General features: G+C 64.4%; 16 protein-coding genes and 1 pseudogene. 4 read left to right on the top strand and 13 right to left on the bottom strand.

Annotated elements, in window-relative coordinates; genetic code table 11:
• Nucleotides 1-15: 15 nt before the first annotated feature.
• From LDZ24_RS25000 to pssA, 7 genes are all read right to left on the bottom strand, one after another.
• Nucleotides 16-699: a response regulator transcription factor gene (locus LDZ24_RS25000; RefSeq protein WP_248324580.1), complete on the bottom strand. Its 684-nt coding sequence runs from the start codon at nt 697-699 to the stop codon at nt 16-18.
• A gap of 67 nt (nt 700-766) precedes the next feature.
• Nucleotides 767-1,444, bottom strand: coding sequence for a response regulator transcription factor (locus LDZ24_RS24995; RefSeq protein ID WP_248324579.1), 678 nt, complete (start codon nt 1,442-1,444; stop codon nt 767-769).
• A gap of 445 nt (nt 1,445-1,889) precedes the next feature.
• Nucleotides 1,890-4,229 (bottom strand): EAL domain-containing protein, encoded by a 2,340-nt coding sequence (locus LDZ24_RS24990; RefSeq protein ID WP_248324578.1) that lies wholly within the window; start codon nt 4,227-4,229, stop codon nt 1,890-1,892.
• Between the two features lies 1 nt (nt 4,230).
• Nucleotides 4,231-4,842, bottom strand: coding sequence for a methylamine utilization protein (locus tag LDZ24_RS24985; RefSeq protein ID WP_248324577.1), 612 nt, complete (start codon nt 4,840-4,842; stop codon nt 4,231-4,233).
• The gene (locus LDZ24_RS24980) at nt 4,839-5,279 is read right to left on the bottom strand and encodes a group 1 truncated hemoglobin (protein ID WP_248324576.1); all 441 of its coding nucleotides are present in this window, start codon (nt 5,277-5,279) and stop codon (nt 4,839-4,841) included. Before LDZ24_RS24980 ends, LDZ24_RS24985 begins: the two co-directional genes overlap by 4 nt.
• Nucleotides 5,279-6,208: a DUF3034 family protein gene (locus LDZ24_RS24975; protein WP_248324575.1), complete on the bottom strand. Its 930-nt coding sequence runs from the start codon at nt 6,206-6,208 to the stop codon at nt 5,279-5,281. The genes LDZ24_RS24980 and LDZ24_RS24975 overlap by 1 nt, the downstream gene beginning before the upstream one ends.
• Nucleotides 6,209-6,382: 174 nt before the next feature.
• Nucleotides 6,383-6,991 (bottom strand): CDP-diacylglycerol--serine O-phosphatidyltransferase, encoded by a 609-nt coding sequence (gene pssA / locus LDZ24_RS24970; RefSeq protein ID WP_248324574.1) that lies wholly within the window; start codon nt 6,989-6,991, stop codon nt 6,383-6,385.
• Between the two features lie 167 nt (nt 6,992-7,158).
• Here pssA and LDZ24_RS24965 point away from each other — a divergent pair.
• Nucleotides 7,159-7,728 (top strand): annotated as a pseudogene (locus LDZ24_RS24965) (MerR family transcriptional regulator).
• A complete protein-coding gene (locus LDZ24_RS24960; RefSeq protein ID WP_248324573.1) occupies nt 7,725-9,278 on the top strand; it encodes an MFS transporter in 1,554 nt (517 codons plus the stop codon). The pseudogene LDZ24_RS24965 and the gene LDZ24_RS24960 overlap by 4 nt, the downstream one beginning before the upstream one ends.
• A gap of 13 nt (nt 9,279-9,291) precedes the next feature.
• Here LDZ24_RS24960 and LDZ24_RS24955 read toward each other — a convergent pair whose 3' ends face one another.
• The 6 genes from LDZ24_RS24955 to LDZ24_RS24930 form a co-directional block, all read right to left on the bottom strand.
• Complete coding sequence (locus LDZ24_RS24955; RefSeq protein ID WP_248324572.1) at nt 9,292-9,633, bottom strand: GFA family protein; 342 nt, start codon at nt 9,631-9,633, stop codon at nt 9,292-9,294.
• A complete protein-coding gene (locus tag LDZ24_RS24950) occupies nt 9,630-10,043 on the bottom strand; it encodes an ester cyclase (protein WP_248324571.1) in 414 nt (137 codons plus the stop codon). Before LDZ24_RS24950 ends, LDZ24_RS24955 begins: the two co-directional genes overlap by 4 nt.
• A gap of 75 nt (nt 10,044-10,118) precedes the next feature.
• Nucleotides 10,119-12,038, bottom strand: coding sequence for a DNA-binding protein (locus LDZ24_RS24945; RefSeq protein WP_248324570.1), 1,920 nt, complete (start codon nt 12,036-12,038; stop codon nt 10,119-10,121).
• Nucleotides 12,039-12,143: 105 nt separating this feature from the next.
• Nucleotides 12,144-13,178 carry a YhcG family protein gene (locus tag LDZ24_RS24940; protein WP_248324569.1) on the bottom strand — a complete coding sequence of 345 codons (1,035 nt, stop codon included), beginning with the start codon at nt 13,176-13,178 and terminating at the stop codon, nt 12,144-12,146.
• A 149-nt stretch (nt 13,179-13,327) separates the two neighbouring features.
• A complete protein-coding gene (locus LDZ24_RS24935; RefSeq protein ID WP_248324568.1) occupies nt 13,328-13,753 on the bottom strand; it encodes an NUDIX domain-containing protein in 426 nt (141 codons plus the stop codon).
• Between the two features lie 176 nt (nt 13,754-13,929).
• Nucleotides 13,930-14,547: a DJ-1/PfpI family protein gene (locus tag LDZ24_RS24930; protein WP_248324567.1), complete on the bottom strand. Its 618-nt coding sequence runs from the start codon at nt 14,545-14,547 to the stop codon at nt 13,930-13,932.
• A 553-nt stretch (nt 14,548-15,100) separates the two neighbouring features.
• On the opposite strand from LDZ24_RS24930, the gene LDZ24_RS24925 reads away from it, so the two are divergent.
• Both LDZ24_RS24925 and tviB read left to right on the top strand, forming a co-directional pair.
• Nucleotides 15,101-17,347 (top strand): polysaccharide biosynthesis tyrosine autokinase, encoded by a 2,247-nt coding sequence (locus LDZ24_RS24925; RefSeq protein ID WP_248324566.1) that lies wholly within the window; start codon nt 15,101-15,103, stop codon nt 17,345-17,347.
• Between the two features lie 91 nt (nt 17,348-17,438).
• A complete protein-coding gene (gene tviB, locus LDZ24_RS24920; protein WP_248324565.1) occupies nt 17,439-18,716 on the top strand; it encodes a Vi polysaccharide biosynthesis UDP-N-acetylglucosamine C-6 dehydrogenase TviB in 1,278 nt (425 codons plus the stop codon).
• The last annotated feature ends 9 nt before the right edge of the window (nt 18,717-18,725 follow it).

Here is an 18,725-nt window from a genome sequence, read left to right as displayed (position 1 = left end):
CGGTGAAAGCGCTCGTTAGATGGCTTGACTGGCGCGCGCGGCGGCAGAGCGGTCCAGCGACAAACCGCGATCCGCTGCGAAGCGATGCAGGTCCGCCTCCCGCGAGAAGCCGAGCTGCTTGCACGCCGTCACGCGCCGCGCGCTGATGGTGCTCTTGCCGAGACTGAAGAGCCGCGCTGTCTCGACGACGCCCATGCCGCAGAGCATGAGGCCCGTCACCTCCATTTGCCACTTCGTGAGCGACGCGAAGCGCCGCAAGTCCGGCTCCGCATTGAACTGCGCGAGCGCGCACTCGGCCACCGGCGACCGAAAGTGCTTGCCCCTCGCCAGTTCGCGCACCGCGTTCAGCACCACGGACATATCCTCGCGCTTGTTCACGATGCCGGCGACATCGCGCTGAACCAGCGTGCCGACGAGAAACGGATCGTCGAACTCGCTGTACACGAGTATCGGCAAGTGCGGATACTTCGCGGACACGGAAGACAGAAAACGCCAGCCGTCGAGCGTGCCGCCGGTCGGCATCGAATAGTCGGTGACGACGACATCGCAATGGGCGCGTTCGAGCAGCGCCATTAATTCGGAAGGATGCCTAACTGCTTCAATGACATCGATACCGGCGTTTTCCAGTGCGTTACGCAACCCGCAGATAACGAGTGGATGATCGTCGACGATCGCGACGCTGATGCGCTTTTTCAGCATTATTTTTATCCTCAATGAAACGGAGCAGGTCTCATGCTTCCGTTCTTCCTGTCACCATCCAGAGTCGTCACGCGGGCCGAAGCTCGCTTCCCGCCGTCGAACGATCCAGCCACAAGCCATGTCCCACCGCGAAGCGGTACATCTCCGACTCCCCCGAGAAACCGAGCCGCCTGCATGCTTCGGTACGCTGCGCGCTGATGGTGTTCACGCGCCGGTCCAGGAGACGCGCCGTCTCGCAGACCGTGAGACCGCAGAGCATCAGTCCCGTCACTTCCATCTGACGGCGCGTGAGCGCCATGAAGCGCTTGTAATGCGGCAGCGCGCAGAAGCGGTCCAGCGACGCGCTGGCGATGGGCGACAGATAGCGTTCGCCTCGTGCGAGACTGCGGGCCGCGGCCAGCACTTCGTGCATCTCGTCGCGCTTGCTGACGATGCCGGCGACACCACGCTGCACCAGACTGCCGACGAGAAACGGATCGTCGAATTCCGTATAGACCAGCACCCGCGTGTCCGGAAACTGGCTCGACACCGAGGCGAGAAAACGCCAACCGTCGAGCGCCTGATCGCCCGGCATCGAATAGTCGGTGACGACCACATCGCAAGGCACGTCGCGCAGTAGCTTCAACAGTTGCGCCGGACTCGTGACCGCGCCGATCACGTCGAAATCCGCGCCCTCCAGCGTCTTCTCGAGTCCGTACAGCACGAGCGGATGATCGTCGACGACGGCGATTTTTGTCTTTCCCATACCGAATCTCCTGACAGGCCGAGTGAGGCCTCCCCATCAACTGGCTCGCGCAGGTTTCAACCGTTAGCCCGATTGCTCGGCGAGCGTCGCAGCCACGCAAACCGCGCGCTGCGAGGTCGTCACGGCGATACGGTGGAAGCGTCTGTGTATCGACGTTATCTGTACATCCATGTTGTCGTGACTTGCATTGAACGATAAAGGCGCGGGAATTCTGGTCATATAGAACGATGTCGAAAACCCTGTCCCCTTAATTGCGGCGACAAGAGGCGCGTTCTCGCGTGCTTGCAGGCATCATGGCTCGACCATTCGCCCGGCATTGCGCGAAGCGCGCGTGCGGATGAAATGACAGATGCGAAGCCCGCTGTCCATAGAGCGAGTTCTAAACAATGGAGAGTGTCACGCCCGATGCTTGTTCATCGTTATGCGGGCATGTCACCGATGCGCTTTAGGCAGGCAGCGACGGTTCGCTCTCGACGCCGCTCTGCACGCGCCAGCCTTCGAGCCAATCGACGAGCTTGGCGGGCGGCAGCGGCCGGCTCAGGTGAAAGCCTTGCGCGAGATCGCAGCCGAGCCCGCGCAGGCGCTGCATGGTGACTTCGTCTTCGACGCCTTCCGCGACGACCTTCAAGCCCATGTTATGCCCGAGGTCGATGGTCGATCGCACGATGGTCTCGTCGTCCTTGTGATGCGTCATGTTCATGACGAACGACTTGTCGATCTTCAGTTCGTCCACCGGCATGCGCTTCAGATACGTGAGCGACGAATAGCCCGTGCCGAAGTCGTCGATGGACAGACACACGCCGAGCGCATGCAGCCGGTCGAGCGTCTCGATGGCGTGGTTCGGGTCGTCCATGATCGCGCTCTCGGTGATCTCGATGCGAATCCATTGCGCCGCGACGCCATGCCGGTCGAGCAGGCTCTGGAACGTCTCGGGCAGCGTCGACTGAATGAGCTCGCGCGCCGACACGTTCACGGACACGGCCAGCTCGATGCCTTGCGCCCGCCATTCCGCGCACTGCGCGATTGCCTTGTCCGCGACCCAGCGCGACACGGTCTTGATATAGCCGGTCTGCTCCGCGAACGGAATGAACTGATCCGGCGCGATGAACCCGCGCGTCGGGTGGTCCCAGCGCACGAGCGCCTCGACATATTTCACGCGATGCGTCGCCAGATCGATCTTCGGCTGATAGTAGAGCGTGAGCTGATCGTGCTCGACGGCCTGCCGCAGTTCGCTCATCAGCGAGAGACGTTCGGCGCTGTTCTCGTCGTGACGCTCGTCGTAGAGCGCATAGCCGAGGTTCGCGCGCTTGGCCACGTACATCGCGATATCGGCGCGGCGCAAGAGCACATTCATGTCGCTGCCGTTGTCCGGAAACGCGACGATGCCGATGCTCGCGCCCACGTCGACGAGCTGCCCTTCGATCATGATCGGCTCTTCGAGCGCGCGAAGCATGCGCGCGGCGATCGCGCGCGCCGCCGGCAGATCGTCGGCGGGCAGCAGCACGGCGAACTCGTCGCCGCCCAGACGCGCGACCGTGTCCTCCGGACGCTGCAATGTGGCGCGCAGACGCTTCGCGACTTCGCACAGCAACATGTCGCCGATCGGATGCCCGAGCGTGTCGTTCACCAGCTTGAAGCGGTCGAGGTCCATCATCATCACGGACAACGCGCGGCCTTCCACGCGCGCCGCCACGATCGCCTCTTGCAGCCGGTCGTTGAAGAGCGCGCGATTCGGCAGGCCGGTGAGACGGTCCATGTAGGCGAGTTCGGTGATACGCCGCTCGCGCTCGACAATGCCTTCCTGCATCTGATTGAACGCGCTCGCCAGTTCGCCGATTTCGTCCTGATGGCGCACGTCGATCGGCGCGCTGTAATCGCCGTGTCCGACGCGCCGCGAGAACTGCGCGAGCGCCGCGAGCGGACGCGTGACCGAGCGCGCGGTGAGCATGCTGCCCGCAATCGAGACGATCACGCCCAAGATCGTGATGATCAAGAGCGCGGACTGTAAGCGATGAAACGGCGCGAGCGCCTGACTGAGCGAACGTTCCAACAAGACCGCGACGGTCTCGCCTTCGGAATGCAGATGAAGCACGCGCGTCGCGTAGCCATCCTCCGCGAGTTGCGCCTGATTCTTGAGGCCCGCCCGCGCCGCTTCGGGCAGCGAGCTGGCGAGCACGCCCCAACTGCCGCGCTTGTCGACGGTCAGGAACGACACATCGAGCGATGTCAGCGAACTCATCTCGCGGGCAAGCGCGTCGTCGATCGCGAAGCCCATCACGACCCACGCGATCACGATAGGCGCCTTCACCGGCACCGCGACGAGCTGATACGCCTTGCCGCCGATCATGCCGAAGGATGACGCGTCGCCCTTTTGCGCCACCGTCTTGATGAGATGCGGGAACGGGAACGCCGTGCCCTGATGCGCCGCGCCGCCGCTATCGGCGACGAGCGTGCCGTCGAGATCGACGAGCATCACGATATCCGCGTGAATGCGGTCGCCGTGATTCTGCAATGCGGAAGCCACAGTCTTGCTGTCGTGCGTCGCGACCGCCTCGCGAAAACCGAAGTCGGACGCCGCGACGCTCGCCGCCTGTGTCAACTGCTGGCTGTTGCCGCGCAGCACTTGCCCGAAGACGCGCTCGGCCACGGACAACTGCTCCTCGGCGTTTTGGTGCGCGTTCTTCAGAATCACCGAATTGATGACGACGTACGCCGCCGCCTGCGCGACGAGCATCAGCAACACGAACACCAGCGCGATGCGCGCCCGCAGGCTGTGCAGGCGCATGCTATTCGGCGGCCTTCAGTTGCAGCGAGAACTTCGCCGTCGCGTCCGAAGCCGCGGTCAACTTCTGCGTGGGCTGCGCGTTCGCATCGGCCTGGCGGAAATGCCACGCGGTCAGCTTGTAGGCATCGGCGGGCACGTTGTCGATGGTGGCCGCGCCTTTCGCGTCGGTCTTCGCGAAGTACGGGGTATCGACGATCAGCAGATACGCGACCATCGCATCGTGGATATTGCAGCCCATCACGACGAGGCCGGGTTTGTCGAACACGACCGGCGCTCCCGGAATGCCGTGATACAGGTTCAATTCGAAACGCTTAGCTGGCGAGAACGAATAGACGTCGTGCTCGATGTTGTCCTTGTTCGGAAACGTGACCGATGCGCCCGTCTGCACCACGGACACGAGCGGCACGAAGCGGCGTTTCACCTGATCGATCATGGCGCTGGCCGGTTTCGTCGCGGGCAGCTTGCCGCCCGCGGGCACCGCATACACGATGGCGTCCGGCACGGGCGCGCCCGCCTGATCGACCACCTGCACGTGAACGCTCGCCGCGTGCGCGCAGGCCGCGATGAGCGCCATCGCCGACAACAGGGAAGAGATAACGAGGCGGGGTGTCATTCGCGGTCCTGTACGTCGCGGTACATGGGCGCCAGCTTCGCGAGCAGCTTGTTCTGCGCGTGAAACGGCACGCCGTTCTTGTCCATCGCGGCCTGCAAGTCTTCGACGAGCGCGTCGAACGCGGCGCGGTCGATGTTCTGGCCTTCGTGCGTGCGCCGCATCGGGCGGCCGGTGTATTCGCACGGGCCGCCCAGCAGCACGCAGAACTGCTCGACGAGCTTGCTCTTGATGCGCTTGATGGGCGCGTTCTCGAAGTAAAGCGCGGTGCGCGGATCGGCGAGCACGTTGTCGTACAGATCGTCGACGATTCGCGTGAGTCCGGCTTGCTCCCCGAACTGGCGATAGAGCGTGTCGTCGCCGGCATGAGGGGTGCCGCTCAGAGCGGCAAACGCGCAGACGGCGAGCGCGGCATGGCGAAGGATCATCGTCGTTTTCATCAGAACCCCGCCTGCAAGGACACGTACGGCCCGCGCTGATTCTTGATCGTCGCGATATCGCCGAGCGCGACATAGGCCGCCGTCAAGGAGATGTGCTTGTTCGGCGCCCACGCGATGAACGCGTCGTACGCGTCCTGCTCCCGCGCGAACGAGAGGTTGTTCGGCTTCATGCGATATTCGCCGCCAATGGCGACGTTCTTCGTCAGCAGATACGCCACCGACGATTCGAATTCCGGGTGATACGCGTTCGACTTGTCGCCGCCGAAGCCTAGCAAGCCGAACTGGTTCGCCTTGGTGAAGCGCAAGGTGCCGTTGAGCAGCAGGCTTTGCGCGAGCAGCAGCTTGGTCGCCGAGAGATAGAAGTCCGTTCCCGAATTGCTCGCCGCGCCGATCGCCTTCAGCACGCCGCCCTCTTCGTTGTGCTTGAACTGCACGCCGGCCGCGATCTGCGGCAGCCACGTGTCCTGATCGAGCACGGCGTCGCCGAGCAGGCGCACTTTCACGCCGAAGATGTTCTGATTGAACGTGTAGTTCTCGCCCAGCCCGAGCTTCGCGCCGGCTTCGCGCGTGTCGAAGCGCTGGCGCGCGAGCGACAGTTCGACGCGGTTCGCCACGCCGACCGTCAGCCCCCACGTGCCGAGCGCGTAGTCCTGCGTGTGGAGATAGGTGCCGTGAACGTTCGCGCCGAGCTGGCGCGCGGTGCCGTAGCCGCCAATGACGGCCCACGGCGCGAGGCCGCCGCCGGCCGCGCCTTCGACTTGCGACACGCCGCCCGTCAGCAGCAGCTTGCCGCCGGTGAGCGGCACGGCGGGGACGTCGGGTGCAGCGGATGCGTCGTCGGCGCGCGCCGGCGTCGAAAGGGTCCCGAGGCCGGCGCATGCGCACGCGATGGCGCAGGCGAGGCCCGCAGTCTTGCGGATGAATGGCATTGCGTGGATGAGCTCGTGAGACGGGTTCGGCAGAATCCCGTCGGCCGCGCGGGGAATGCCGCGTGCAAAGCGCGGCGAGCCTCGGCGTCTGGGCGGCGCTCACCCGTGCGGGGGCGCCTTTCATCCACGTGTAAACGGCGGTGCTGGGCGAAACTTGATAGACGCGGCGCGACGCTAGGGCTTCGGAATCCGGATACGACTGATCATCAGCGAGCCGGAGAGCGCGTAGATAAGCACGAGCGGATGCAGCGTGAAGCCCGCGATGCGCCATTCGCCGAACCACATGTGCGGCCCGAGCGCGCCGAACCACGCGGCCACCGCGAGCATCAGCACGATGGCGAACGAGGTCGGGATAGGCGTGCCCTCGAAGTGCGTGACCTTGCCGGTGCCGCCCGACATTTCTTCCGTGGTCACGTTATAGCGCGCGAGCCGCGACACGCCGCAGGCGACGAAGTACGCCAGCACCACGCGGTCGTACAGGCCGCGCATGCCGAACCCATAGCCGATGATGGCGGGCGCGACGCCGAACGAGATTACGTCCGCGAGCGAATCCAGTTCCTTGCCGAGCAGCGACGCCTTCTGACGCCAGCGCGCGATGCGGCCGTCGAGCACGTCGAAGACGAGCGCCGCGAACACCAGCGCGCACGCGAGATAGATATGGAAGACCTCCGCGTCGTCGATATAGCTCATCGTCGAGAAGAGCGCGCCCGTGCCGCAGATCGCGTTGCCCAGCGTGAACCAGTCGGCCAGGTGGAAATCCCGGATCATCGAAAAACGTTTCACGCCTTTTTGTCTTTGCTGTATGTCGGTCATTTGCGTCGCGGAAAGCCTCGGAGTCGGGTCAAGTCTATCATCGCGCCCTCTTTCGGACGGGTCGGCGCAACCTGAACGCGAACGTACAGGTTTGCGCTATAATCCGCGGCACGTCTCCATTACGGGCGCTCGCCGCCATGTCTTCCAGCAAACCCGCGCTGCTCACCATTCGCGACGCCGCCGAGCGTCTGAACGTCACGCCTCGCACGCTCAAGTACTACTAGTAACGCGGCCTCGTCGCGCCGAGCCGCAGCGTTGGCCGTTACCGGCTCTATAGCGAGCAGGACCTCGAACGGTTCGCCCGCATTCTGCGGCTGCGCGCGCTGGGCTTCGCGCTACAAGGCATCGTCGAATTGCTGAAGCGGCCGGTCGAGCCCATCGGCGACGGACGCAAAGGCTATTCCAGCGAATCGCTGCGCGACATCGAAGCGGCGCTCGCGCAGCAGGTCGACGCGCTCGACGCGCGCATCGCCGGGGTCCGGCGCGAGCTGAAAGAGGCGCAGGCCGTGCGCGCCGAACTGAACGACGACCTCGACTACATCCGGCGGCGCATCGCCGGCGAAAAGCAGGAAACGCTCTTTCAGGAACGGCTGGCCGCGCGGCAGCGGCGCAAAGCCGAGGGCAGCGAGGGCAGCGAGGGCAGCGACGGCAGCGACGGCAGCGACGGCAGCGACGGCAGCGAGGGCAGCGAGGATACCGCCGAATGACTGCCGTGCCGCTTGCGCGAAGCTCGTTCGCCTCGCGCCTTTTCGACGACGCCTTTCCGTGGGCCATCGCGCTCGCCACCGGCCTCGACTACTTCGACAACGCGGTCTTTTCCTTCTTCACGAGCTATATCGCGGGCGGCATCAACGCATCGGCGGACGAGCTCGTGTGGGCATCGAGCGCGTATGCCGTCGCCTCGGTGCTCGGCATTCTTCAGCAGCAATGGTGGATCGAGCGGCTCGGCTACCGGCGTTACGTCGGCGGATGCCTGCTGCTGTTCGCGGCGGGCGCGGTGGCGGCAGCCGCGTCGGAATCGTCGCTGGAACTGGCGTTCGCGCGTGGATTTCAGGGCTACTTCATCGGCCCGATGATGAGCGCGTGCCGCATCCTCATCCAGACGCAGATCACGCCGCAACGGCGAGCGACTGCGGTGCGTTACTTCCTCCTCATGATCCTGCTCGGCAGCGGACTCGCGCCGCTGATCGGCGGCTATTTCGTCGCGTGGCTCGGCTGGCGCGCGCTCTTTGCATGCGGCGCGGCGGGCGGCGTGGTAATGGGCGTCTTCGCGTTGCTCGCGGTGCCGCATACGGGCCACGTAGAGCGCGAGCAGCGCGGCGAGGCCCACTTCTGGCCGTACATCATCTTCGCGTTCGCGCAGGGCGCGTTGCAGATCGTGATGCAGCAAGTGCGCTTCGAACTGTTCAGCACGTCGCCCGAACTCATCGTGCTGACGGTCGCCGGCGTGCTGTCGCTCGGCTGGTTCGCGTGGCACCAGTGGCATCATCCGCAGCCGCTGCTTCGGCTGCATGCGCTGCGGGAGAAGTCCTTTCGCGCGGGCATCACGCTGTACATCGCGTTCTATTACGTCAGCAACGCGATGAGTTATCTCGTCTCGCGCTTTCTCGAAGGCGGCCTGCGCTATCCAGTGGAAAACGCGGGGCGGCTCGTCGGGCTTTCGTCGCTGTTTTCGGTGGTGATGGCGTTCGTCTATTTTCGCTTTTCGGCACGCATCAAACATAAGAAGTCGATGATCGTGCCGGGCTTTCTGCTGGCCGCGTTCGTCGGTTTGTGGATGTCGAGCATGCCGCCCGATGTCAGCATGCAGTGGCTCATCGCGCCGCTCGTGCTGCGCGGCCTGTTGCTGCTTTTCATCGCGCTGCCGGTGGCGAACGTGACGTTTCGCCTCTTCGCGATCGAGGAGTTCAACCACGGCTACCGCTTCAAGAATATCGTCAAGCAACTGACGTATTCGTTCTCGACCGCGACCATCATCATTCTGGAGCAGCATCGCATGGCCGTGCACGAGTCGCGGCTCGCGGAATCCGTGAGCGCGTTCAATCCGCTGTTTCAGAACACGTACGAGAAGTTGACCGGCGGCTTCGCGGCGCTCGGCTACGGCACGGCGCAGGCGAAGAGCCTGGCGCTCGCGGAAGTGGGACGCATCGTCACGCAACAGGCGAGCTTTCTGAGTTCGCTCGACGGCTTCTACTTCCTGATCGGCGTCGCGCTCTGCGCGAGCGTGGTCGCCGTGTGGCAAAAGCAGATCGACTGATCCGCCGCATCGCCTATTCGGTCGTCTCGCCGCCTTGATACACGCGCGCGCCGGCGACGGCTTCGGGCGGCATCATCCGCGTATTGATGCCCATGACCGGCCGATTCACGTCCACGGCGCGCCAGTGCGTGAGGCATCCGCAGTGCGCGCAGCGGTGAAACTCTAGCCGGCGCGGGCCCCACATGTAGATGTCGGTCGGGCCGCAATCGGACGCGAAGCGCACAGCCGGCAACGGGTAGTACGCCCATCGCGCGCCGTAGCGGCGGCAGAGCGAACACTGGCATTCGTTGATTTCGGCGGGCGGAGCGTCGAGCGTAAAACGGATGGCGCCGCAATGACAGGAAGCGTCGATCATGGCAATGGTCCAGCGGTTCGGAGTTGCGCTTCGATCGCGGCTTTGTCGATCACGGACCACACCTGCGCGATCTTGCGCTCGCGGAATTCGTAGAACACGTTCTCCGCGAAAGACACGCGCCTGCCGTCGATGCGCAGGCCCATGAAGTCCTGCTTCGGCGTGCAGTCGAACCACAGGCGGCTCGCGACGAAAGGCGGATCGGCGGCGAGAAGGCGGATATCGAAGCGAAGATCGGGAATCTGCGCGAAGTCGCGTTCGAGCATGGCCCGATAGCCGGCGAGCCCGATGAACTGGCCGTTGTGGATCACGTCATCGTGAACGAACGCGCCGAGCATCGGCCAGTTCTGCTCGTTCAGACACGCGATGTAGTCGCGGTATATCTCTGCCAGGCCGCTGCGTTCCGTTTGCATGGCAAGCCTCATCGCGGTGATGAAACGCGCGCACCGCATCCATCAGCGGAAGCGGTGCGCGGACACGCGGCGCGTTCAGCCTTCTATCTTCGACATGACGGCCGTCGTGGGATCGTACCGATAGCCCTTCTGCGCAAGCTGCTGCGCGATCTTTTCGCCGATCACCTTCTGCTGCGCCTCGCGGAACACCAGTTCGTGATCCGGCTTCAGCCGCTCCAGTTCCGTCGAGAGCCGGCGCAACAGCGCGACCTCGCCGGTGCTGCGCGCGTCGATGAAAAGGATCTTCTCGTTCGCTACGTCGAGCCGCTGCTTCAGGTCGCGCGCATACGTGACCCATTGCTCCGCGTTGCTGCGAAGCTCGTCATAGGCCTTCGAATGCGTCTGCGCCTGCGCCGAGATGCGGCGCTGCAATGCCGCGATTTCCTCTTCCTTGGCCGCGCCCGCCGTCTGCAACGCGATCTTGTGGTCGCGCAGTTCGTCGCGCATGGCGGCCTCGCTCTTCTCGCGCTCGGCAAGCTGCTGCGTGAGCGTCGCGGCCTGCTGCTGCGCTTCGTCGGCGCGGGCGACGGCGGCGGCGGCTTCCTGCGTCACGCGCGCCAGTTCGCTTTGCGCGACGTGCTTCTCCTGCGTGATCTCGTCGATGCGGGCGCGCGCTTCGTCCAGTTCGCGCGTGGCCTGCTGCAACGCTTCCTGCGCCGTGGATGCCTGTGCGCTGTGCGCCGCGCTCGTCTCGCGCTCTCTCGACAACTCGGACTCCAGCGCCGCGATGCGCGCGTGGCTCTCGTTGATCTGCGCACGGGCTTCGTCGAGTTCGCGCGTGGCCTGCTGCAACGCGTCCTGCGCCGTCGATGCCGCTGCGCTGTGCGACGCGCTCGCCTCGCGCTCTGCCATCAGTTCGGACTCCAGCGCTGCGATGCGGTTCTGGCTCTCGTCGATCCTGGCGCGCGCTTCGTCCAGTTCGCGCGTGGCGTGCTGCAACGCTTCGTGCGCGACCGATGCCGCCTCGTTCGCCTCGCGCTGCGCCGCGAGTTCCGACTCCAGCGCGGCCATGCGCGTCTGGTTCTCGTCGATCTTCGCGCGTGCTTCGTCGAGCTCGCGCGTCGCGCGCTGCAACGCTTCGTCGTGGGCCGCAGCTTCCGCTTCTCGTGCCGCGCCGGCTTCGCGTTCGCTCGCGATCGCGTGACGCGCGGCGTCCAGTTCCGCTTCGAGCGCGGCAATGCGCGCGGCGCTTTCGTTGGCCTGCGCGGTCGCGGTCTCGGCGCGCGCCGACGCCGTGCTGGCTTCCTGCGACAGACGCTCCGCTTCCTGCGAGCTCGCCGCGTGATGCTGCCGCGCTTCGTCGCGCTCTTGAGCGATACGCGCAAGCTCCTCGTTCTTGCTCGCGAGATCGGCGCTCGCGGCTTCGCGCGCCTTGCGCTCCTCGTCGAGCGACAGTCGCGCCGCGCTCAGTTCGGCGTCCTGCGCGGAGACGCGCTGCGCCAGTTCGCCGGCGCGCGCTTCGGCGGCCTCGGCTCGCTCGTTCGCGGCGTTCTGTTGATTCTGCAGACGCGCGACCGCTTCTTCCGATGCGCGCAGCGCGTGCATCAGCTCCTCCAGTTGCCGGCGGCTGTTCGCCGCATCGCCCTCGGTCTGCTGGTAGACGGCGAGCGCCTCGTCGCGCTCGGCAAGCGCCGTCTGGAGCCGTTGCCCGAGCAGGTCGGCGCGGTGCGCGCCCGCGCTATGCGCCTCGTCCCACGACGCCTTCCTCAGCCGATGCGCCGCGCTCATCAGCGCGTCGGCGAGTTCCTGCGGCATTTCGGCCGAAGGCTGCGCGGCCGGCGGCGCGGGCTGCCGGGCGTCGCGCCAGCGTTCGAGCGCGGCGGCAATGGATACGATCGAACCGCGACGCAGTTCCGACCAGACCGTCACGGGCGATACCGGACGACCGGCGTCGGTCAGGCGTTGAACGGTCGAGAAAATCTCTTCATCGGTGATGTTGTCTGCTTCTGTGAACATAGGCGCCTCGAATTACAGGCATCGGGCAACGACTTGCCAGACGAAAGATAGGATTATCCAACAACTTGGCGCTCGCGCCCCGCTTTCGTCGGATGAAGCACCGCTTCAATCCGGTTCCTGCGTGAGAAGGCGCGACCGCGCGGCCTGAATCGACTGATGCAGCTTCGCTTCGAGGGTTTCGCGCGGCGGCAGCACCGTCAGATATTCCGCGACGTGGATGCCGCTTTTGTTCAATTCCAGCAGCTCGATCTGCTCCTGCTTTTTGCCCGCGCACAGAATGATGCCGAGCGGCGGCAGCTCGTCCGGCTCCTGTTCGTGCTTCGCGAGCCAGCGCAGATAGAGTTCCATCTGGCTTTTGTATTCCGCCTTGAACGCGCCGAGCTTCAGTTCGATGGCGACGAGGCGCTTGAGCTTGCGGTTGTAGAACAGCAGGTCGATGTAGAAATCGTCGTCGTCGATCTGGAGGCGCTTCTGACGCGCGACGAACGTGAAGCCCGCGCCGAGTTCCAGAAGGAACTGCTCCATCTCGCGGAGAATCGCGTCTTCGAGGTCTTTTTCGAGGTAATGGTCGTTCAGTCCGAGGAAATCGAGCACGTACGGGTCTTTGAGAAGCGCCGCCGGTTCCACGCGCCCTTCGTCGCGCATCACGGCAATGTCGTGCGCAATGGCGGCTTCCGGCTGGCGCGAAATGGCGCTGCGCTCGAACAGCATCGAATTGATGCGTTCCTGCATTTGCCGCGACGACCACCGCTCGACGCGCGCAAGCTCGATGTAGAAATCGCGCTTGAGCGGATCGTCGATATAGATCAGGGTCTTGAGATGCGTCCAGCTCAATTGTCTCCGCACTGCGGAGACACTTTGCTCGTCCGGAAAGATCTCCGCGAGCCGCATGCAGTGCCGCAGTTGCTTCTCGCTCCAGCCGCGTCCGTAGCGGGCGCCGAGCTCGCGCGCGAGCGTCGCGACCACTTGCCGGCCATATTCGGCACGCGCACCGCCCAGCACTTCGGTGCGTACCCGGCTGCCGATCTGCCAGTAGAGCAGCGTGAGTTCAGCGTTGACGGCGGCCGCCGCGCGCTCGCGGGCGGCATCGATCAGCCGGCGGACTTCGTCGAGAAGCGAAGAAGGAATGAGGTCGCTCATAGGGTGAGGTCGAAATCGGCGATCTGGCGCAGCACCGCGCTCGCCGATTGTCTCCGCGGCGCAGAGACAAACCGGTTGCAGTCCGGCCGGAATGCGGCCGCGCGCCAGTGGCGATCGTAGCGCAAGCCGCGCCGCGCGGCTTTCGCCCCTCAGAACCCCGCCGACGCCCCCGGCGCCGAGCCAATGTCGCGCCACGACGAGCGCGTCGTGCCGCCGCCGGCCGCGCGGTTCAGAATGGCGCGCGTGCCCGGCGTGACCGGCATGGCCGCGAGCTGCGACAGCTCGACCCAGCGCACTTCGTCGATGCCCGCGCGATAGTTCGCATGCGGACGCGCGTCGGCCGGAATCGCCACGCGATAAACGTGATGCACGTGGTGCGCCGACACGTGCTGCCACAGAAACGCCGCTGCGCTTGCCTCCGCGCCGGTCTCCTCGTAAAGCTCCCTGATGGCCGCGCTCATCGCCAACTCGCCGTGACCGACTTCGCCGCCCGGCAGAAACCACGGACCACCCCGTTCCTTCACCAGCAGCACTGCATGTTGGCGAACCAGCAACACCGTCGCCCGAACCCTCATGTCCCCATCTCCAGATGATTGCCGCGTCGCCCCGTTCGCGCGGCTGCCTCGTCAGCGTTGCGGCCGCTGACGGTCATTTCGTTGTAACGCATAACCGGCGGGCCGCGCAATCGGTTATACCGCTTTTTTCGGCATCTGTTTAACGGACCGGAGCGGCTATCGACCGGGCAAAGCGCTCATGCGACAACGCTCGCCGCGTCCAGATACGGCGTCACATTGGCCATCGCGCGGTCCACGTAGGCGTCCTTTTCGCCCACCGGGGCGACATAGTGGAGGGCGCTCCGTGCCGCATCGACGCCTGCGAGCCGCGCAATGACCCACGCCGCCAGATACTGGGATGCCAGGCAGCCGCCCGCCGTCGCGACGTTGCCGCGCGCGAAGAACGGCTGTTCGAGGACCGCGACGCCGGCTTCCTGCACCCACGGCTTCGTCGTGAGATCGGTGCAGGCGGCGACGCCTTGCAGCAAGCCGAGCTTCGCGAGCACGAGCGTGCCCGAGCACTGCGCGCCGACGAGCTGCCGCGCGGGATCGAGCGCGAGCCGCGCCATCAGGCTCGCGTCGGCGACGACTTCGCGCGTCAGCATGCCGCTGCCCACGATGACCGCATCGGCCGTCGCCGCGTCTTCGAGCGATGCCTGCGCCTTCAGCACGACGCCGTTCATCGAGCGCACCTCGGCCGACGGGCTCGCGATCGACACGGTCCAGTCCGGCTTCCTGACGCGATTGAGTATGCCGAGCGCGATCAGCGAGTCGAGTTCGTTGAAGCCTTCGAAGGTGAGAATGGCGATGTGCATGGCGGCTGAGGATCGGCGTCGAGGACTTCGCATGCTAAAGCCACGAGCGGATGCGGGCAATCGGGGCATCCGTGACGACATCTCTATTAGTACTTCGAGACTTTACGCAATCGTCCATTCTTCCGACGAAGCTTTCGCATCGTCGTTCTTTTAAGCGTTCAAAACAAAACCTGCTTATTGCGAAATAGTCGACCGGTTTAATACGAGGGTCATAAACGCACTGAATACGGTTTGAATCATTAGATGGATAACGAGCGTCCGTATAAACACCGACTCGAAGACGCTTGCATTAGTAACCCGAATTAACTAGATGCGAGCGCTCTTTTATATTCCTCAGGCGATTTGATTCGCCGTCCGATATACCCGCAGGCCGGAGTGTGGGGTTCCGCGCATACCCGTGAAATGCAGACTGATACGGTTGCGTCACGCGCAATTCGTCTCATGCGCACACAGAACAATCATCTGTCTTCCTTAGAAACTCACTCGGAGCATCCCGCTGCAGAAGTCCGCCGTCTCTGTCTGAACCGACCATAAGCGCCCGGAACTGCTTAATATGATTGCCAGAACTAAAACGTCCGACGAAGCCGCTACCGAAACCGACGACGAGATTCCTTTTGCCTCTTTAATAGACACGGTGATCAATCACCGCGTGCTGATTACGGTGGTCGTGCTTTTCGCGTTGTTGCTCGGCGCGGCTTACGCGTATCTGAGCCCGCCCATCTATCGATCCGCCATTCTGATCAAGGTCGAAGACAACAAGGACGTATCGAATTCGCGCCCCGGCGATCCGCTGAGCAACATGCTGCCGACGCTCGACGATCGCTCTTCGGCGGAAGGCGAAATGCAGGTGCTCGGCTCGAAGCTCGTGGTCTCGCGGGCGGTCGACGCGCTCAAGCTCTATATCAGCGCCGAGCCGCGGCGCTTGCCGATTTTCGGCAACCGCTTCTCGCATCACAACGGCGAGTTGTCGGAGCCGGGCCTCTTCGGTTTCGGTGACTACGCATGGGGCGACGAATCCATCACCGTTCCCGACTTCGACGTGCCGCGCCAGCTCGAAGGCAGCAAGTTCACGCTGACGGCGCGCAAGGACGGACAGTATGAGTTGAGCAATCCCGCGCTCGGCACGCCGGTCATCGGCACCGTCGGCGAAGTGCTGCTCGTGCAGACGCCGAAAGGACCGGTGCGCTTGCTCGTGACGGCGCTGCGAGGCAATCCGGGTGTCGGCTTCGAGGTCGTGCACTACTCGCGTCAGCTGACCATCGACGCGATCCAGAGTCAGATGAAGATCAGCGAGCAGGGCAATAAATCGAGCGTGCTGAAAGCGACGCTCGAAAGCGCCGATGCCGTGCAGGTGGCCGCGACCATCAACGAGATCGGCCGTCAGTACGTGCGGCTCAATGGCGACCGCAAGGCCGTCATCGCGGAGAATTCGCTGACCTACCTGCAACGCCAGTTGCCCGTGCTCAAGCGTCAGATGGAAGACGCCGAGAACGCATACAACACGTATCGCGACCGGAATTCGCTGCTCGATACCGATGAAGCGAACCGTCTGCTGCTCAAGCAAACCGCCGACGCGAACGCGCAGCTGCTGACGTTGCGCCATTCGCGCGATGAGCTCTCCACGACGTTTTCGAGCGCGCACCCGCGAATCGTCGCGATCGACAAGCAGATCGCCGCTACCGAGCAGTTTCTCTCGAAGCTGAACGACCGCACGCGTTCCATGCCGATGGAAGAGCAAGGCGCGCTGCGCCTCCTGCGCAACGTCCGGGTGAGCACGGACCTCTACACGGCGCTGCGCAACAACATCGAAGAGATGATGCTCATCAAGGCGGGCAAGGCCGCGTCGGTTCAATTGATCGACACGGCGGACGTGCCCGAACTGCCGGTCAAGCCGATCAAGTGGCTCGCGTTCGCCGTCGCGCTCGCGCTCGGCCTCTTCGCGGCCGTGGGCCTCGCGATGCTGCTCGACCGCATCTTCCGCGGCGTCACGGATTCGCAGGAGATCGAAGTCGAAACGGGTCTGAGCGTGTTCGCGACGATTCCGCAGAGCGCGCGTCAGCCGGCGCTTTCCAGCGTCGTGAACGGCACGTCGCCGCGTCAGGCGGTGCTCGCCGCGCAGTTTCCGAAGGACCCGACCGTCGAAGCGCTGCGCATTCTGCGCTCGGCGCTCCAGTTCTCGCTGGTCGGCGCGCGCAACAACGTCGTCATGATCGCCGGGCCGCTGCCGGGCGTCGGCAAGTCGTTCCTGTCCGCGAATCTCGCCACGGTGCTCGCATCGGGCGGCACGCGCGTGCTGCTGATCGACGCCGACTTGCGCAAAGGCTATCTGCATCGGCAGTTCGGCATTCAGCCGGGGCCGGGGCTCGCGAACATTCTGAGCGGCACGCATACCTTCGAGGGCTCGGTGCAACGCAACGTGCTGCCCAATCTCGATGTGCTGCAAGGCGGACCGTATCCGGCGAGCCCGGCCGAGCTGCTGCTGAGCTCGAAGTATCGCGAGGTGATCGCAGAAGCGTCGCGAAGCTACGACATCGTGCTGGTGGACGCCGCAGCCGTGCTCGCCGTATCGGACGCAGGCGCGATCGCTCCGGCGGCCGGCACCATCTTCCTCGTCTCGCTGTATGGACGCACCCGCGTCGGCGAAATCAAGGAGGCGATGAAGCGGCTGAACCAGACGGGCGCGCGCGTGACCGGCGTGCTGCTCAACGGCGTCTCGCTGCATACGGCGAACAAGGCGCTCGCGGGCCGCTACGGCAGCAGCGCCTATGTGGCGCACAACTACGAGTCCGCACCCGAATAAGCTGGCCCGGTCCCGCGCCGCGGGGCCGCAGCAGACGAACCGCCAGGCACCATCCGACCCCAAGCGTTGCTTAGAGACTGGAGAAACCGTCATGCGTTCGCTTACTGACCATAAGATCGCCGTGATCGGGCTCGGCTATGTCGGCCTGCCCCTCGCCGTCGAGTTCAGCAAGCATCATGAAGTCGTGGGCTTCGACGTGAACCGCCATCGCATCGACTCGCTGCGCGAAGGCCACGACGCGACGCTCGAAGTCCCCGACGACGAACTGCGCGCCGCGAAATCGCTCGTCTTTGCCGACGATCCCGCCGCGCTCAAGGACTGCACCGTCTTCATCGCCACCGTGCCGACGCCGATCGACCGGCACAAGCGCCCCGATCTCGGCATGCTGCTGCGCGCGAGCGAAACCATCGGCTCGGCGCTGAAACCCGGCGATGTCGTGATCTACGAATCGACCGTGTATCCGGGCGTCACGGAAGAAGAATGCGTGCCCGTGCTCGAACGCGTGTCGGGCCTGCGCTTCAACGTGGACTTCTTCGCGGGCTACAGTCCCGAGCGCATCAACCCGGGCGACAAGCTGCATCGGCTGCCCGACATCAAGAAGGTCACTTCGGGCTCGACGCCGGAAGTCGCGGACGCGGTGGATGAGTTGTATCGGCAGATCATCACCGCCGGCACGCACAAGGCGAGCAGCATTCGCGTGGCGGAAGCGGCGAAGGCCATCGAGAACACGCAGCGCGATGTGAACATCGCGCTCGTGAACGAGCTGTCGATCATCTTCAACAAGATGGGCATCGACACGGAAGCCGTGCTCCTTGCGGCCGGCACGAAGTGGAACTTCCTCAACTTCAGGCCGGGGCTTGTCGGCGGTCACTGCATCGGCGTCGATCCGTATTATCTGACGCACATGGCGCAATCCATCGGCTACAACCCCGAGATCATTCTCGCCGGGCGGCGCCTGAACGACAGCATGGGCACCTACGCGGTCTCGCAACTGGTGAAGGCGATGACCCGGGCGCGCATCTATATTCCCGGCGCGCGCGTGCTGGTGATGGGACTCGCGTTCAAGGAGAACTGCCCGGACATGCGCAACTCGCGCGTGGTGGATATCGTCACGGAGTTGCAGCAGTACGGCACGAATGTCGATGTCTACGATCCGTGGATCTCGCGCGAAGATGCGTTTCACGAGTACGGCATTCAGCCCATCGAGGAACCTGCGAAGGGCGCGTACGACGCGATCATCGTGGCGGTATCGCATCGTCAGTTCGCGGAGATGGGCGCTGACGCGCTGCATGCGCTCGGCAAGGACCAGCATGTGGTGTACGACCTGAAGTACGTGCTTCCGGCAGACGCCAGCGACCTGCGTCTGTGACGCGTTCAC

It is taken from the genome of Caballeronia sp. Sq4a (assembly GCF_023170545.1).
In the GTDB taxonomy this organism is placed as follows: Bacteria; Pseudomonadota; Gammaproteobacteria; order Burkholderiales; family Burkholderiaceae; genus Caballeronia.
This window is presented reverse-complemented; position numbering and strand designations above follow the sequence as displayed.

Bases quoted from the DNA above. Each gene is read 5' to 3' on its own strand.
- LDZ24_RS25000 (WP_248324580.1), bottom strand. From the start codon at position 699: ATGCTGAAAAAGCGCATCAGCGTCGCGATCGTCGACGATCATCCACTC.
- LDZ24_RS24995 (WP_248324579.1), bottom strand. From the start codon at position 1,444: ATGGGAAAGACAAAAATCGCCGTCGTCGACGATCATCCGCTCGTGCTG.
- LDZ24_RS24990 (WP_248324578.1), bottom strand. From the start codon at position 4,229: ATGCGCCTGCACAGCCTGCGGGCGCGCATCGCGCTGGTGTTCGTGTTG.
- LDZ24_RS24985 (WP_248324577.1), bottom strand. From the start codon at position 4,842: ATGACACCCCGCCTCGTTATCTCTTCCCTGTTGTCGGCGATGGCGCTC.
- LDZ24_RS24980 (WP_248324576.1), bottom strand. From the start codon at position 5,279: ATGAAAACGACGATGATCCTTCGCCATGCCGCGCTCGCCGTCTGCGCG.
- LDZ24_RS24975 (WP_248324575.1), bottom strand. From the start codon at position 6,208: ATGCCATTCATCCGCAAGACTGCGGGCCTCGCCTGCGCCATCGCGTGC.
- LDZ24_RS24960 (WP_248324573.1), top strand. From the start codon at position 7,725: ATGACTGCCGTGCCGCTTGCGCGAAGCTCGTTCGCCTCGCGCCTTTTC.
- LDZ24_RS24955 (WP_248324572.1), bottom strand. From the start codon at position 9,633: ATGATCGACGCTTCCTGTCATTGCGGCGCCATCCGTTTTACGCTCGAC.
- LDZ24_RS24950 (WP_248324571.1), bottom strand. From the start codon at position 10,043: ATGCAAACGGAACGCAGCGGCCTGGCAGAGATATACCGCGACTACATC.
- LDZ24_RS24945 (WP_248324570.1), bottom strand. From the start codon at position 12,038: ATGTTCACAGAAGCAGACAACATCACCGATGAAGAGATTTTCTCGACC.
- LDZ24_RS24940 (WP_248324569.1), bottom strand. From the start codon at position 13,178: ATGAGCGACCTCATTCCTTCTTCGCTTCTCGACGAAGTCCGCCGGCTG.
- LDZ24_RS24935 (WP_248324568.1), bottom strand. From the start codon at position 13,753: ATGAGGGTTCGGGCGACGGTGTTGCTGGTTCGCCAACATGCAGTGCTG.
- LDZ24_RS24930 (WP_248324567.1), bottom strand. From the start codon at position 14,547: ATGCACATCGCCATTCTCACCTTCGAAGGCTTCAACGAACTCGACTCG.
- LDZ24_RS24925 (WP_248324566.1), top strand. From the start codon at position 15,101: ATGATTGCCAGAACTAAAACGTCCGACGAAGCCGCTACCGAAACCGAC.
- tviB (WP_248324565.1), top strand. From the start codon at position 17,439: ATGCGTTCGCTTACTGACCATAAGATCGCCGTGATCGGGCTCGGCTAT.